Origin of the sequence: Sphingobacterium paramultivorum, from assembly GCF_014109745.1 — a bacterium.
In the GTDB taxonomy this organism is placed as follows: Bacteria; Bacteroidota; Bacteroidia; order Sphingobacteriales; family Sphingobacteriaceae; genus Sphingobacterium; species Sphingobacterium paramultivorum.
In genome coordinates, this window is sequence record NZ_CP058555.1 from 6325949 (window position 1) to 6341958 (window position 16010).

At 42.3% G+C, this 16010-nt stretch carries 12 protein-coding genes; 4 read left to right on the forward strand and 8 right to left on the reverse strand.

The genetic code is table 11. The features are described 5' to 3' along the window. Positions 1-147 precede the first annotated feature (147 nt). From HS960_RS26250 to HS960_RS26260, 3 genes are read left to right on the forward strand one after another with little or no spacing between them, the layout of a single operon-like run. Positions 148-1425 carry a TolC family protein gene (locus HS960_RS26250; RefSeq protein WP_153845203.1) on the forward strand — a complete coding sequence of 426 codons (1278 nt, stop codon included), beginning with the start codon at positions 148-150 and terminating at the stop codon, positions 1423-1425. Further along, positions 1425-2486 carry an HlyD family secretion protein gene (locus HS960_RS26255; RefSeq protein ID WP_153845204.1) on the forward strand — a complete coding sequence of 354 codons (1062 nt, stop codon included), beginning with the start codon at positions 1425-1427 and terminating at the stop codon, positions 2484-2486. The genes HS960_RS26250 and HS960_RS26255 overlap by 1 nt, the downstream gene beginning before the upstream one ends. After that, positions 2486-4063 carry an efflux MFS transporter permease gene (locus HS960_RS26260; protein WP_182330872.1) on the forward strand — a complete coding sequence of 526 codons (1578 nt, stop codon included), beginning with the start codon at positions 2486-2488 and terminating at the stop codon, positions 4061-4063. Before HS960_RS26255 ends, HS960_RS26260 begins: the two co-directional genes overlap by 1 nt. Here HS960_RS26260 and HS960_RS26265 read toward each other — a convergent pair. From HS960_RS26265 to HS960_RS26300, 8 genes are all read right to left on the reverse strand, one after another. Then, the gene (locus tag HS960_RS26265) at positions 4060-5376 is read right to left on the reverse strand and encodes a TolC family protein (RefSeq protein WP_182330873.1); all 1317 of its coding nucleotides are present in this window, start codon (positions 5374-5376) and stop codon (positions 4060-4062) included. The genes HS960_RS26260 and HS960_RS26265 overlap by 4 nt on opposite strands. A 274-nt stretch (positions 5377-5650) precedes the next feature. Next, complete coding sequence (locus tag HS960_RS26270) at positions 5651-8749, reverse strand: efflux RND transporter permease subunit (RefSeq protein ID WP_182330874.1); 3099 nt, start codon at positions 8747-8749, stop codon at positions 5651-5653. 35 nt (positions 8750-8784) lie between these two features. Next, positions 8785-9885: an efflux RND transporter periplasmic adaptor subunit gene (locus HS960_RS26275; protein ID WP_182330875.1), complete on the reverse strand. Its 1101-nt coding sequence runs from the start codon at positions 9883-9885 to the stop codon at positions 8785-8787. A 113-nt stretch (positions 9886-9998) separates the two neighbouring features. Beyond that, positions 9999-11375 (reverse strand): HAMP domain-containing sensor histidine kinase, encoded by a 1377-nt coding sequence (locus tag HS960_RS26280; RefSeq protein ID WP_153845209.1) that lies wholly within the window; start codon positions 11373-11375, stop codon positions 9999-10001. Further along, entirely contained in the window at positions 11375-12055 is a 681-nt protein-coding gene (locus HS960_RS26285; RefSeq protein WP_159731633.1) for a response regulator transcription factor, read from the reverse strand. The genes HS960_RS26280 and HS960_RS26285 overlap by 1 nt, the downstream gene beginning before the upstream one ends. A 274-nt stretch (positions 12056-12329) precedes the next feature. Then, positions 12330-13292, reverse strand: a complete 963-nt coding sequence (locus HS960_RS26290; RefSeq protein ID WP_228280128.1) for a phosphatase PAP2 family protein — start codon at positions 13290-13292, stop codon at positions 12330-12332. 49 nt (positions 13293-13341) lie between these two features. Further along, positions 13342-14628, reverse strand: coding sequence for a sensor histidine kinase (locus tag HS960_RS26295; protein WP_153845211.1), 1287 nt, complete (start codon positions 14626-14628; stop codon positions 13342-13344). A gap of 9 nt (positions 14629-14637) precedes the next feature. Continuing rightward, a complete protein-coding gene (locus HS960_RS26300; protein WP_145329625.1) occupies positions 14638-15312 on the reverse strand; it encodes a response regulator transcription factor in 675 nt (224 codons plus the stop codon). A gap of 166 nt (positions 15313-15478) precedes the next feature. Here HS960_RS26300 and HS960_RS26305 point away from each other — a divergent pair, with 166 nt between their 5' ends. Continuing rightward, positions 15479-16003: a DinB family protein gene (locus tag HS960_RS26305; RefSeq protein WP_115050001.1), complete on the forward strand. Its 525-nt coding sequence runs from the start codon at positions 15479-15481 to the stop codon at positions 16001-16003. Positions 16004-16010: the final 7 nt, after the last annotated feature.

The window sequence follows — 16010 nt, forward strand, 5'->3', positions numbered from 1 at the left end:
ATTGATGAAAAAATGTCTTTTTTCCATAACATATTGGCGTTTGTGAAGAAATCCAAGTTCCAATAAGTGTCTAAGTTTGCTACGCAAAAAAATTACATAGCACACGTGAACTTTTTTCCTCCCTATTGGGCAAAAGGAATACTAACCATGGGATTGTTAGTATTCGCTATTTCGGACACCTTCGCCCTCGATTCTTTGCGCATGTCCCTGAAAGACATGATCGACAAAGCGCTACAGAACAGTAAATACATCGAGCAGTCCTATTTGCAGCTCAAAGAAACTGAGGTGGCAGTACAGCAGCAACGCATGGAGTTGCTACCCAAAATTTCCGCCAGAGCTTCTGCTAGTTATGCGAGTAATATGCCTGTGTATGACCAGGGGCTTTTAAATAAACCTTCCCAGCATGATATCATTCATTACTTGTACGATAGCGGCCTGGATTTTTATCTGAACCTCTACAATGGGCATCGGGACCTAATGAAAATTGAGTCCAAAAAATTGGAAAATGAGCTGGCCAGAATCGATTGGAAGAATGCCGCAGCGCAGACGAAATTGGAGGTTTGCAATCTTTTTTTGGATTTGGAACTGTCGTATAGTAACCGATCTTTAATCGAGCAGGATATTGCTGATCAACGGGTACAGCTCAAAGAGATTGAACATCTGTATAAGGCGGGCGTGGTATTACACAGTGACGTCTTGCGTATTTCGTTGGAGCTTTCGAAGCGGGAACTGTTGCTCGTGCAGATCGGTCATGATATTCAGGCTGCAAATCAGAAGCTGCAGCTAATTGGCGGTATTACAGCAGAGATTATCCCCTTGACCGAGCCTTTTAAAGTGGAAAGCCCCAGCTATGAAGCGCTTGTTGCCGAAGCGCGAAGCCATGCTTTTTCCCTCCTAAAATCCGAACAGGAAGTGGTTTTGAAGAAGTTGTCGGTCAAACAGGCACGATCAAATTATCTTCCTGAGTTGGGGTTGACCAGTACATTCACCTTTGCCAATCCACAGGTCTTCTTGTATCCCTATAATCCCAGCTGGTATAATCTGAGTATCACAGGACTCAAATTAAACATACCGATCTCGGCTATCTATCTCAATAAAAACGTGGTGCGCGGAGCACAGATCGCATTGGATCGACAAGAGGTAAAACACCATCATGAAGAGGAGATTCTGGAAAATCAGCTGTTACAGGCCCTGTTGGATTATCAATTGGCTATTAAGCAGCAGGAGGTCTGTCAAAACAATAAGGCGTTGGCGCAGGAAAATGCACGAATTATAAAAAACAGGTATTTTAAATCATCGGCTTTGATTACAGATCTCTTAGATGCAGATATGCAATACCTAAAAACACTTTTTGATCTTGAAACCGCACATATTGCGATACAAAAACATTATTATTTTATCGAATTTTTGAAGGGTACTATCTAATGAAACCTAAATCACGAAGAACAGTTGTGGAGGCACAACTCACTCGAATTACCAACTGGTTGGCCGGAATTGTCTTGTTGGCCTTGTTGTTATGGGGCGCTCAAGCATTATGGATGCGACTGCGGTATACCTACACAAATGATGCACAGGTAACACAGTATATCAATCCCATTGTTTCTCGGGTAGGAGGATATGTGGTTTCTGTGCATTATCACGATCATCAATTGGTTAAACGGGGTGATACCTTGTTGCTTATAGATAATAAGGAATATAAATATGAGGCTGATCAGGTAGCGGCATCCGTCAATAAGGAAGCTGCAGAGATCAATGTTCTTCATAGTCAAAAGGAAATTCTCCAGGCGGAACATGAATCTTTACGGACCTCAATTGCTGCCGGGGAGGCTCGGGTAACCAAGCAACAGTTGGAATATGATCGATATAGTTATTTGTTTCAGGAAAAGTCTGCAACGGCACAGCAGCTGGAGGATGTAAAAGCGACGTTGGATGTGTATAAGAGTGAACTGGCTTCGTTAAAGCATAAATTACAGGCTTCACAGGAACGTGTGCATGATGTGGATATGAAAAAAGGTGTGGTCGATGCCGAACGTGTTCGTTTGACGGCAGCTGTCGGCCGCAAACGCCTTGATGTCGGTTATACCGTTATTCGCGCACCTTACGATGGGCAGATTGGCAAACGTACGATTGAAAAAGGTCAAATGATAAGTGCTGGCGAAGTTTTGGGCTTTATCGTCAATAGAGAAACCCCAACCTGGGTAACGGCTAATTTTAAGGAAACACAACTGCGCTATTTGCATCTTGGCAATAGGGTTGAGGTGGTTGCTGATGCGTATCCAGATCAAAAATTTTATGGAAAAATTATTTCCATCTCCCCGGCTACTGGATCTGCATTCTCCCTTTTGCCACCAGATAATGCAACGGGCAACTTTGTGAAGATTGTACAACGCGTACCTGTGCGCATCGAGCTGGATAAGCAAAGGGGAGCCCAACAGCTTCTTTCTGGAATGAATGTGAATGTGTCGGTATCAAAAAAGCAGAAATAGTGAAAGGAATTTTTAAAGAATGGGTACCGGAGTGGTTGATCAAGCTTATCCTGTTTAGTAGCTTGATGCCGAGTATGGTCTTATTTTTCCTGCCGGGTGCAAATACAAATGTCACCGCTGGATTTTACGGTGCCCAACCCAGTGATGTTCAGTTCCTGATCATTTTGTTTTATGCTGGTTTTGTTGGATTCTACGTTTTAGAACGACGCTTTTTTTTATACTTTCCCATCAAGCAGTACTACATTATTTTTAATCTTCTACAGCTATTGAATTGCTTTTTGATGTACAGCATCACCGATATCAGCTGGGTATATGGCCTGCGCTTTTTCCAAGGGATGTTGTTTGCTTCTGCCGTAAACTTATCGATCTCCATGATATTCTCACGGTTGAAAAGCGATCGGGCTAAGGAAGTAAGTTATGCTGTCTTTTTTGGTATGTTACTCTGCAGCTCCCCATTTAATACTTTCGTCACGGCTGAATTTATCGATTCATTCAATTTTGATCAGCTCTATCTATACGCTGCCCTATCATTTGTACCGGGTTTATTGTTGATTATGCTGTCGATGCGCTCCATACGACATATACGCCCTTACCCTTTGTTTTCATTAGACTGGGCAAGCTGCATTTTCTATAGTCTTGTGATTGTCAGTTTTGGCTATTTAATGGTGTATGGACAAGAAGTTTATTGGTTTAACGATCAGCATATGCTGATCATATTCGGGGTAGGTCTAGCGTTGCTTATTCTTTTTATTGTTCGGCAAATGGTGCTCAGGCGTGTGTATGTTCATTTGGCGATTTTTAAAAACAGGAACTTTCTCTTGGGCTTATTGATTTTGTACATGATGTATATCGAGCGCTTCTCCTTGACCATCTCAAATCAATATCTCGTACAGGTTATTCAACTTGATCCTATTCATTTATCCTATATCCAGTGGTTTAATATCGCTGGTATTGTCGCTGGTGTTCTAGGCTCATTGTATTGGATGCTTGGGCAACGCCCCGTAAAATGGATCTGGATTTCGGGCTATTGTTGCTTGCTGCTGTTTCACCAATGGATGTTTTTCTCCTTTGAGGGGCAGGGTAATGATGCGCATTTTTGGATACCCTTAGTTTTACACGGACTCGGAGTAGGGCTTATTATGGTACCCACCATCTTATTTTGCATTACCAGTGTCAGCCCTCAATTGGGGGCTTCTGCGGCTGCGGTCTGTCTTGCTATCCGGTACCTGGGCTATACGAGCAGTATCGGTTTGCAGAATTTTTTCAAGTTGTTTGAATATGCCCAGCACCAGCAGGTTTTTAGGGACCAAACGGAAGTGGACAACCCCTTATTTCGGGAGTACCTGCAGCAGGAATCTGTCAGCATCTTGCAGCATGGACTGCAGTATAAGGAACATACAGCCGCCTTAAAGCTCGTTGCTGAGCGGGTCAAGATCCAATCCTTTGTGCGCTATGCCATGGATTATTATGAGATCATGTCCATGATCAGTATCAGCATACTTTTGCTGATACTGATCTCGCCTTCTTTGAAAAGCATGTATAAGAAACTAGGAAAAAACAGAATTTCTCCAGCTTAGATCTCCTGAATATCCCATATTCCAGCTGTACGTTGGAGTTCGACCAAGGCGATCGCATAATTGTAACGGGCCTCATAATAGCTAAGCTGTGTTTCATTGTAGGTCCGTTGGGCATTTAAAACTTCCAGTAGGGATGTTTCTCCTCTTTTATAGCTGTAAACCTTTCCTTCCAAAATTGCTTTTGCTTCCGATAGCATAGCACGATCAAATAGCTGTACCTGTTTTTGAGCGGCCTGGTAGGAGAGGAACGCTTGCGTAACTTCGATCTGAATGCGTAGAAGCACGTCCTGATAGGCAATCTCATCCTGATCGATCTTAAATTTTGTGGCTTTAAGATCGCCTATTTTAAAATTCGAGAACTTTAGCGGAATTGAAATACCTGCATTTATAGCCGTAAACTGAGGCGTTGGGGCAGTTTCATTTCGTGCTTCTCCATTATGAGTGACGCCAAATGAAAGTCCGAGGTCTACTACCCGGTTGGCCTGAGCCAATTGGAGCAGACGCTGTGAAAGCTGTTTGTTTTGCAGGGCAACTTTTAGATCGCTGCGGTCATTTTGGGCTACTCGGACCAGTTCATCTAAGCGGTATGCCCGGTCCAAATGATCGAAAGCATCTGGGGGTACTGCCGTTGTCGTAAGGGAGTTGTCTGCCATAAATAAGGAAAGGTTTACAAGGGCGGATTTCCAGGTTGCTTCTGTTGCCAACAACGTATTGTGCATATTGGCGGCCTCCAATTTAGATTGGCGGAAATCTATTTCAGGGATGCTCCCCAATTTATAACGGATACTATCCGATGTGGCCAATTGCCTAAGTTGCTGATAGGAATTTTGGTTTATTTTCACCAATAATGCCTGCTGTTTTGCTGTTAAAAATGCGAGTGTAGCGTCGGCACGTAAATTTCGGAAATAGTCTGCTAGCAATAAACGGGTTACCTCGGCTTCATCTTTGGCCAGGTTTATCCGGGCTTTTCGCTTAGCCCCCAATTCCAGTGTCCATGCAATTCCCGCATTATAGCCCCGCCCCAGTTGTTTTGTACGTTCACTATTATCAAAAATGCCCATACTAAATTCAGGGTCAGGAAACACCCTGGCGCTAATGATATTGGCTTCAGCAATGCTGAGGTTGAATTTTTCGGCGGCGTAGCCCAAATTATTTTTAGCGACTGTATGTATAAATTTTGAATAATCGAGTTGCTGACCTGTCGCTTCTGACACGCTGCTATTCCTATCCTGAGCGATTGCTGTATGGTATAGCGCGAGTATAAAAAGAAAAAAGGTAAAGCTTTTCTTTGTTAAAATCTGTTGTTTGTTCATGATAATCTACTTCTTCTGAATGTTCTGTTTTAGTGATTCTTTTATTAAAGCACCAGGGCGCTCCTTGACACATGAAATAAGTCGCCCGGGCTATTCGTAAGCGCCTTCCGTTTGGATCCCCTGCTTCCTGGATTGAGCAAACCCTCAGCGGATGTGATTGCTGTGTAGGTTTTGCTGAAGGCTTTTCAATGTTCAGGTTGAATCCACTCAATGTTCAGGTTGAATCCATTCGAAACAGCAGAAAGCAAGTTGTTTCGAATGGATGAATTTGTATTTATTCTACGGGGTCTTTCTGTTTGGTGTTGTTACGTTCTAAAAGATAATAGAGTGGGGGTAGCACAAATAGTGTCAGGATAGTCGAAAATAGTAGGCCATAAACGATTACCGTTGCCAAAGGGCGTTGCACATCCGATCCAATCCCTGTTGCTAGTGAAGCCGGAAGCAAACCAAGAATAGCTACCGTAGCGGTCATCAAAACGGGGCGAAAACGACTAAAGGCTCCCTGTGTTACCGCTTTATGTAGCGGCAGCCCATTTTTACGTAGTACATTCATCTGTGAAAGCATCAAGACACCGTTTTGTATGGCAACACCAAATAAGGCAATAAAACCGACTGCCGAGGAAACGTTTAGCGTCATCCCGCGAACATGGAGTGCGAGCATACCGCCAAAAAGTGCCAATGGTACGATGCCCATTAATAGACCGGCTTGCCTAAATGAACCAAATGTGCCGTACAATAAGATAAATATAATAGCTAATGTCAATGGGACGATAATGGCAAGACGCGTATAGGCACGTTGTTGATTTTCAAATTGTCCGCCCCATTTTAACGTAATTTTATGTTGGTCATACGGTATATTTTTGGCAATGGCCTGCTGTGCTTCAGTGAGGAATGTCCCTAGATCGCGACCGCGAACATTTAGACGAACTGTCAACTGTCGGTTGTTGCGCTCGCGTGAAATCATACTTTCTCCCGTATTGAGTTTAATAGTGGCCACCTGGGCTAGTGGAATACGGTTTCCATTTTCGGGATACAGCATTAAATTGCCGATTTTTTCGGGCGAATTCCTGTTTTCCTCCTGATATTGACAGGTAATATCATACACTTTGATTCCTTGATAAACCTGTGCTACGGCTTTTCCCCCGATAGCGATCTGGATCAGGTCAGTCACATCAGCGATGTTCAGTCCGTATTGTGCTATTTTATCGCGATCGGCGATAATTTGCAATTGGGGGAGTGGTGGTTCCTGATCAATGGCCAGATCGACAGCTCCCTTCACTTGTTGGAGTGTTGTGATCAGTTCCTCGGCGACCCGTCGGGTTTCTTTTAAATCATCGCCGAATATTTTGACAACGAGCTCACTATGGGCGCCGGCGATTTTATCCATGACTCCGTCGATCATGGGTTGGGAAAAAGCAACATTGAAGCCAGGCATTTTCGCATAATCTGCTGCAAGTTCATTGATCAGGTCTTCCTTGGTTTTTCCCCATTTCCATGTTTTGTAAGGTTTTAATCCCACACTAACTTCGAAATGGGAGGGTGTCCAGGCGTCGGTACCATCGTCGTTACGCCCTGCCTGAACCATGACATAGGAGATCTCATCGTGTTTAAGTGTGCGGGCACGTAGGGTATCACTCATTTCTTTTGACTTTTCTACCGTGATGCCTGGGGGAAGCGACACTTGAAGCCAGATCGAACCTTCATCCAACGACGGAAGAAAGTCCTTGCCAACAGAGACCGTGAGCAAACCTGTGGCAAGCAATACAATTGCCAATGGAATAAAAACTTGTTTGGGAGCCTGCATAACCTTTTCTATCGCCGACTGATAAGCCGCAGTCAATTTTGCCAACCATTTGTTGTGAAAGATTTTTTGAGGTTTGCGATAGATCAAATAGGCCAACCCGGGAATAAGCACAAGAGCGACAGCTAAGGCACCGAAGAGGGCATAACCCACGGTATAGGCCATCGGCGTAAAAAGTTTCTTCTCGACGCGCTCAAATGCGAACAGGGGAAGATAGGCTGTAATAATGATCAGTGTCGCAAAGAATATCGGTTTGGCGACTTCAGCAATTTTCTGCGCAATCGTTTTTTCCTGCAGGAGACCTTCCGGTTCATCTTCTCTTTTTTTAAGAATGGTTTCGAGTATAACGATGGCTCCGTCTACAATAATCCCAAAATCAATTGCCCCTAAGGAAAGCAAGTTAGCGGGAATATGGGTGAAATGCATCAGAATAAAGGCAATCAGCAACGATAATGGAATGGTTATGGCAACCAAGAGTGCACCACGCCAGCTGCCCAGGAAAATAATAAGGACAAAAATAACCAAGATCATACCTTCGAGAAGGGTTTTGGAAACGGTATGTAGGGTATTGTCGACCAAACTGGTTCTATCGAGCACGACATGTATTTTTACGCCTTCCGGAAGAATCTTTTCGTTTAGTTCCTGTACCGTTGCATTTACACCGGCTAAAACATCAGAAGGATTCTCATTTTTTAATAGCAGGACAATGCCTTCGATATTGTCCGAATAATTGGCCCCGCGTTTATCCGAATATCCTAAAGCCCCTTTGCGGGCTAAATTACCAAGTTTGATCTGACCGAGGTCACGCATATAGATGCGGTTTCCGTTGGTGGATTTTACGACGATGTTCCCCAAATCATCCAATGTCTTGACCAGACCGATGCCACGGATGACGTACGACTGATCTCCACGGTTCATCACACTGCCGCCGGCATTGGCATTATTGCTTTCGATCTTGGCGACAACTTCGGCAAGCGAAATTTCATATTGATCAAGCTTTTTGGGATCTAATTCTACCTGGAACTGTGTGGTGATTCCACCAAAATTGGTTACATCAGCAACGCCCGAAACCTGTTTGATTTTGGGAATAATAACAAAATTTTGAAGATCCGTCAACTGTCGTAAATCGTGGGTTTTACTTTCAAGAATATAACGGAAGATCTCACCTGTGGGGGAAGTCAGCGGATCCAATCCCGGACTGGCACCATAGGGCAGGGATAAATCAGCTAGACGCTCCTGTATACGGGCTCTCGCCCAATAATCCTCAATGCCATCTTTGAAGACAATCGTGACCATGGATAGGCCAAAAGTCGTTTTACTACGCATTACTTCCATACCGGGCAATCCATTGATGGCCTGTTCGATCGGGATGGTGATCTGCTGTTCCATTTCTTCGGCTGCGAGTCCCGGCACCTGAGTTACGACCTGTGACGATACGTCAGCGATATCAGGGTATGCCTCAACCGAAAGTTGTCGCCAGGCATAGTAACCGAAAAAACCGATCAATAGAAAAGATGCGGCGATTACCCATCTCTTTGCAATGATATGGCCAATCAATTGTTTAATATTCATGTGTTTCTATTTTAAAAGTTGAAAGCCTGAGTCCATCAGAGGCCGGGTGTTAAATAAAAGGCACCTTCACCAACAATCTGTTCCTGCGGAACCAGGCCTGTTAAAATCTGGATTGCATCACCTTCTGTTACGCCAGTAGTAACATAGCGTTTGACGAAGGTATTGGACGATGTTTTGACCCAAACAAAACTCTTATCGTTAAATTGAAATACAGCTTTTGCCGGAATGAAAAGTGTCGGAGTCGTTTGCCGTTCGAATTCGGCGTTGACATACATCCCTGGTTTTAAGGCACGATCAGTATTTTCACAGGCAATGAGGACCTCAATATTCCGGCTTGCTTCGTCGACAAATTGGTTGATATGGACAATTTTTCCGGGTATTTTTTTAGCAGGGAGCGCATCTACGCTCACTTCAACACGCGCAAGTTGATCGATTGCCGGCAAGTCCTTTTCTTTGATGTAGGCCGAAACCCATACTTTTGACAATTCTGCAATGCGGAGTAATGCCGGAGCATCTTCTTTCGTGTACTGACCCAATACAATCGAACTACTTAAAATTTCTCCTTGAATAGGTGAACGAACGAGGAGAGGCTCACCGAGGATGCTATGGTTCGGGGTGCTGTCGAATATTTTTAAGGCGGCAGTGGCATTTCCGAGTGCGGCATTGCTCATTGCAAAATTTGTTTCTGCTTCTTCGAGTTCTTTTTTAGTGCCAACACCATGCGCGATCAGATCTTTTTGGCGTTTTAACATATTCTCGGCAAGTATAAATGCTTGTTTGGCGTCAAGGTAAGCCCTTTGTGCCTCAAAATAGTCGGATGAACTAATTGAAAATAAAGGCGTGTTGATGTCAACTTTTTGGCCCAGTTTCACGTGGGATTTGACAATTCGTCCAGCAAAAGGTACCGGAATCTCCACATAACTGCTGGGAATAATCTTCACTGTAGCAGCTGCATTTAGTTTCAGCGCATGTTGTGCATTGGTCGTCGTAACAAATTTGAGCTTCGATAACAGGGACGTGTTTTCACTGACGGTCACGGTGTCTCCAGCTGCGCTGATGGTCGGAGATTGGTTGGGGCTTTCGTGAGGCTGGCTGTTGCAAGCATGCAGTAACAGCAGCACAGGGATCCAATTCATGTACCTCAAGGATTGGGTCGAATAGTTGATTGTACGGTTAATCATACCGCAAAACTATCCACCTGCTCCCGATAAGCTGGTTAGAGGGGCTTTAGAAAAAAATTAGAATTTTATTAGAATAATGAACGATGGGGGATATCAATGCTAAAAACACTTCCAACGCCTTTTGCCGAGCGGACGCTGATCTCGCCTTGATGGAGAAGCACGATTTTTCGGGTAAGCGATAAACCAATACCATTTCCCTCGCTATAATCTTTGTTGCTTCCACGATAGAATGGCGTGAATATATTGGGCAGATCGACCGGGTCAATGCCTATTCCGTCATCTTTAAATTCCAGCTGAATCCTATTTTCATCCGCCTTGATAGCGATTAGGCATTTTTGATTGGGTGAAAATTTACAGGCATTTTCAATGAGGTTGACAAAGGCGACCTGCAATAGATACTCATTTGCATTGATGGATAAAAGTTTTTCATCTTCAATCGCCGGATCGACAAAAATGTCGAGTTTATAATTTGGACTTGACTGGAGAACCTGCTGGCATGCATCAATTAGTATTTCGTCTATACGTAAGGTTTTAAACGCGATTTCAGAACTGTCGTAACTTGCTTTGGCAAAATCAAGTAAGCTATTAAATAACTTCTTCAGTTTCTGTGCATCATTTAGCGTATTGTCGATGACAGTTTTATACTCCACTATGCTACGGTCCTTATTGGCAGAAATCTCGAGTTCTGCAATCATGGCGGCCAAGGGTGTTCTTAGCTCATGCGAGATATTGGAGACAAAATGCTTTTGAGCATCAAAGGAGTTCTCGAGGCGGTCGAGCATCGCATTGAATGTACTCGCCAATTCGGAAAGCTCGTCTTTATTTCCGCTACTCGTGAGCCTGGCATCCAAACTTGTCGCAGAAATGGTTTTTACACGTTGTGTCATTTCCAGGATAGGTTGAAAAACCTTTTTGGAAAAGAATATTCCTGCGGCATAGATCAGAAATATAGACAAAATGAAAACCAAAAGAATCGTAGATAATAGACTATTGAGTTTATTGTAGCCGTATTGATCATATGCTGCGGCTGTGATGATGTAAGTTTTGTCTTTATACGGAAAGGTTATGCCGATGACCTGCCATTTTTCCTGATAAAATCGTATCTCTTTATTTTTGAGAATATCCTGCAGCATGGCTGGTGTCTCTTTGACAAAGTCGATATCTACGGCATCATGATACAAGAGATCAAAACGGGTGTCGTAAATTGCAACCTCGACTTCGTTGAGGATTTTTCGGTTGTTGTGGTAGATATCTTCTAAGGTCTTTTTGTCTACTTTTGCATTCAAAAAAAGGTTTGCTTTGGTGTAAGCTTCTTTTTTCAATAGGGCGTAAAATTCTCTTTCCCGATTCTCCACCGCTGAAAAATATACTGTACAGGCAAATACCAGCAATATGGTGGCTGTAATCAGCGTGAATAATATGGAGATTCGTGTCCTGATTCGCATTAGTCTTGTTTTAGAATAAAGCCCATTCCGGATTTGGTATGGATATATCTGGTCGCAAAATCTTTGTCGATTTTTTTACGTAGATAGTTGATGTAAACATCAATGAAGTTGGTTCCGGTATCAAAATGCGTTTCCCACACTTTTTCAGCAATTTCCATTCTGGAAAGCACACGCTCGGGATTTTGCAATAAATAATGGAGTAATTTGAACTCTTTGGGTGTCAAATGGATTTCGACAGTATTCCTTTTGACGCTTTTGGTATGGAGGTTCATTTCCAGATCCCCATAACGCAAAATTGTTCCCGTGAGTGTATCTTGTTTTTGATATCTTTTGAGCAGGACTCTGATGCGGGCTAGGAGTTCGCGCATTTCAAAAGGCTTGACCAGATAGTCATCCGCTCCGGCGTCAAAACCCTCAATTTTATCGTCTGTAGTTCCTAATGCTGTTAACATGATAATGGGAACATCGGGTTTGATATGACGAATTTCTTTGCAGAGATCCAATCCATCCATCTTAGGGAGCACGATATCGGTTATGATAAGATCAAAGTCGTGTTGTAAGGCCATTTTCTTTCCAGATAGGCCGTCGTAGGCAATAGCTGTTTGAAATTCATTTTCATCAAGTCCGCGTTTGATCAATCCTGCGACACGTACGTCATCTTCGACTAGGAGAATCTTCATATAAAGAAAAACGTTAAAAACTTCGATTCATCGAAGTTTATCTATGATACCAAATCATGGGCTATCCATGCATTGTCCCTACAAATGTATCAAACTAAGCTAAATTTACACGGATATGCAAATAAAACTTTCTGGATTTCATCAGGCTGCACATACGGATAAGCTGAAAACCAAACTGATTGCGCAAGTGCTTGCTTGGTAATGGAAGATTATTCGAGATGAAAAATATTTTTGATAATTTCTGCATGCATAGGCTTTGAAAAAATTGGGCTGGTTAAAACTGTTTGGCATAACTCAAACCAAATTGTTTGTGCTGATAGAAGGGCATTAGCGTAGCAGAAGTTGTTTTGTTGTCGTTGAACAATAGATGATTGATCCGCGGATGCACCCAATAGGCTAGTTCTGTTGCCAGAATGCCAAATCCAGCTCCGGCAACGATATCGCCGACCCAATGTTTATTATTGATGGCGCGGTAGGTACCTGTAAAAATCGCAAATGGATAGCCCGAAATGCTTAACCAAAAATTGCTGTCATGATATTCATGAAACATAAATTGTGCAGAAGAGAAGGCTGTAGCGGTGTGCCCTGAAGGAAAGGAAAGGTTATTGGAACTATCTGGACGGACTTCTTTGACGATATGTTTCAATGGAAGAACCATGGCTCCTGAGATCAGCTGTGACGTTAAATAAATGACCGTTCTGTCCTTAAAATTGTGTTTGCCCTGCACGCCCAACGCATTTAGTCCGTATACCATAACTGCAGGGACATATTGACTGTAATTGTCGAGGTTGCTGTGCTTTAACTGATGTTCGCTGATCTCGTCTTTCGTTGATAAATTGAGATTTTTTAAACCATTGATGCTTAAACTCGCCACCCCGAAACCGATAAAGGCTGTCGGTACGATAAAGCTCGTTAAATGTGGTTTGTAAGGCGTTTCATCAATTGCTGTTTGGAAGAAGCGGTTTAATTTTGTTTTCTTGCTCGGACGATGGATTACTGCAGACAGCCCTGTGCTGTCTGTTGACAGTAACGAGTTGCTGCTTGTTATGCCTTCGGTTAGCCTGGTAGCCGTCAAGTTTGTACTGAATGCACTATTATTTCGCTCAGGTTGAGCGATGTTTGTCGGCACTTCCCTTGTGAGTATAGTCTGACTTTTGGCCATGCTGACATCCAAAAGAAATAATACACTTATCAGTAGCTGAAATGCAAATAAGCGTGTTGTCTGGTTTTGCTTCATGTGGATCATAAAACAAAACTGTCATCCAAATTAGAATACTTTTGGAATTTTAAAAATGAATGGAAAAAATATGTTGATTATTTTCAAATTGATAATCAACAGTCCAGCCTTGATACCGGGCGATTTCAGTAATAATTGCCAATCCTAAACCGCTGCCTTGGCTGTTTTTCGAGAGTTTGGAAAACCGTTTGAATAAAAGTATTTTATCTAAGGGCATTGAACCGGGGTTATATACCGTTAAAGAAGTTTGATTGAGATGTACAGCAAGTGTATCGTTGGCATTGCTGTAACGTATGGCGTTCAGGAGTAGGTTGTTGATCAGGATTTCGGTCAGACTGCTGTTTCCTGTCAGCAGCACCGACGGTTGGATCTCTTGTTGCAGTCGTAGCTGTTTTAGCTCCAGATGTTCTTGCATGACTTCAATACTTTGTGTAACAAGCGAGTCCATACTGATTTTTTCGGAATGATCGAATTGACTATTGTCAATCTTGGCGAGCAGCAGCAGGTTGCGGTTGATTCGCGTGCTACGTGAAAGCGCTTTATGCATATCTTCAAAGAGCTGGTACTGCTCATCGCTTAGATCAGGGTACTGCAATAAGATATCTAACTTATTTTTTAAGATTGCCAAGGGTGTTTGCAATTCATGTGAAGCATTTTCAGTAAATTCCTTTTGTGATCGGTATACGGCCAGGTTTTTTTCAAGAAGCTTGGATAAGGATTGATTAAGCTCATGGAACTCTATGGTGTCTGTTTGCTGAAAGTCAACCTGTTGTTGACTATTGAGATTAAATGCCTTCAACTTATCAACGGTATCTCGAAATGGTTTCCAGAGCCTAAGTGATATTTTTCTGGAGATAATAAGTAGACCAATGACCAAGATAACAAAGAAAAACAGCGTTGTTGCGGCGATGGCGGCGATGGTTTCTACAGATTCTTCAATATTTGTTTGTACGGTAAAACGATAAGGCGCACCATTGATCTGAATGACAGATGATAGGCATCTAAATCGGTCAATTGTCTTTGGTTCGACAAAACGCTGCGGTTTTTCGATGGTATATACGCTATCTTGCAATAAATCGCCCGGTTTTACTTGATGTATATTCGTTTCAGGTTGTATGCTATTCCATAAAGCGATGCTGGCTTGGAGGCTGTCTTCGGACAGTTTTAAACTGTTCAGCTCGTAGGTTGTTTTCTTGACGATAATTTCGTTATGTTCATCTAATTCACTTTTCCATATTCCGTCGATTACAAAATAATAAACAGGAATACTGACACCTAGTACAATCAATACATAGAGTAGAAATGGGGTCGTTATTTTGCTCAGTAGGGGTTTCATCTTACTATTTTAATTTTCCCATTTGTAGCCCGTACCGTATACCGTTTTTATATAGGGTTGACTTCCGGCGTCCTGTAATTTCTTTTTTAAATTTTTGACATGGGCATAGACAAAGTCATGGTTATCGAGCATATCAGCAATGTCGCCAGACAAGTGTTCCGCTAAGGTGCTTTTTGAAATCACTTTATTTTTGTTGCCGATAAAAAACATCAGCAGATCGAACTCTTTTTTGGTCAATACAACAGGAAGATCATTGACAATAACAGTTTTTGCAAGTAGATCAATCTGTATTTCATTTTGAACAACAATATTTGAGCTGTTGAATTGTTTCCGACGGATCAGGGAATAGATTCGTGCTGTGAGTTCAGATAAATGGAAAGGTTTGGTCAGATAATCGTCGGCCCCCAGTTGTAGTCCATGAATTTTGTCGTCCAATGCATTTTTTGCAGAAATGATGATCACACCGTCCTGCTTTCGCTGCGTCTTTAACTCTTCGAGTAGTTTTAGACCATTTCCATCTGGTAGACCGATGTCCAGTAAGATACAGTCGTACTGGTATAACTGAATTTTGTCTAGAGCATCCTGTAAAGTTGGCGCAAATTCGCATAAATACTGTTGCTCGCTAAGGTATGTTGCGATGCTTTTGGCCAGCTCCAATTCGTCTTCTATGATCAAAATCTTCATGTGGTAAAGATAGAATTTCAATTTAGTAGAAATTTAGAATTTATTTCGCAATGATCTATCAATTTTGTTCATTTTTATTTCTTGTCATACGACAAGTGTAATCGCTATTGAAACGTGTAATTTTAGTATAAATCAGCTATTTAGTATTTAAAAAAATCAAAACGATATGGATAAACCGAAATCATTAAAATTAGAAATCATCATTCCTGCTTATCGTATGCACAGTCAAATTTTTCTGAACGCGTTGGATGGCGTTTCGGAAGAAGATGCATTAAAACGAATTGATGGACAGACCAACCATATCGTATGGATGGCGGGTAATTTTGTAAATGTGCGTTATGCTATGGCTCATGTTCTTGGCCTTCAGGAAAATGATCCTTACCATGAGCTATTTTTTATGGGAAAGACACTCGATGAAAGTTATCACTATCCCAGTGTGCTGGAATTAAAAGAAAATTTTAAATCGATATCACCGAAAGTCTATGCTGCTTTGCTGCAAGTGGACGATACGCAGCTGGCTGAACTATTTAAGATTAATATGAATATCCCTTTTATTGAGGAGGACAAGCTAAATTTCATTGGGATGTGTATCGGACGGGAAGATTATCTGGCCGGTCAGATTGCCTTGATGCGAAGGTTGCTGCACTATCCAGGTATGAAATACGATATTGACGAAAAAATCCAGTACTAAAAATAGA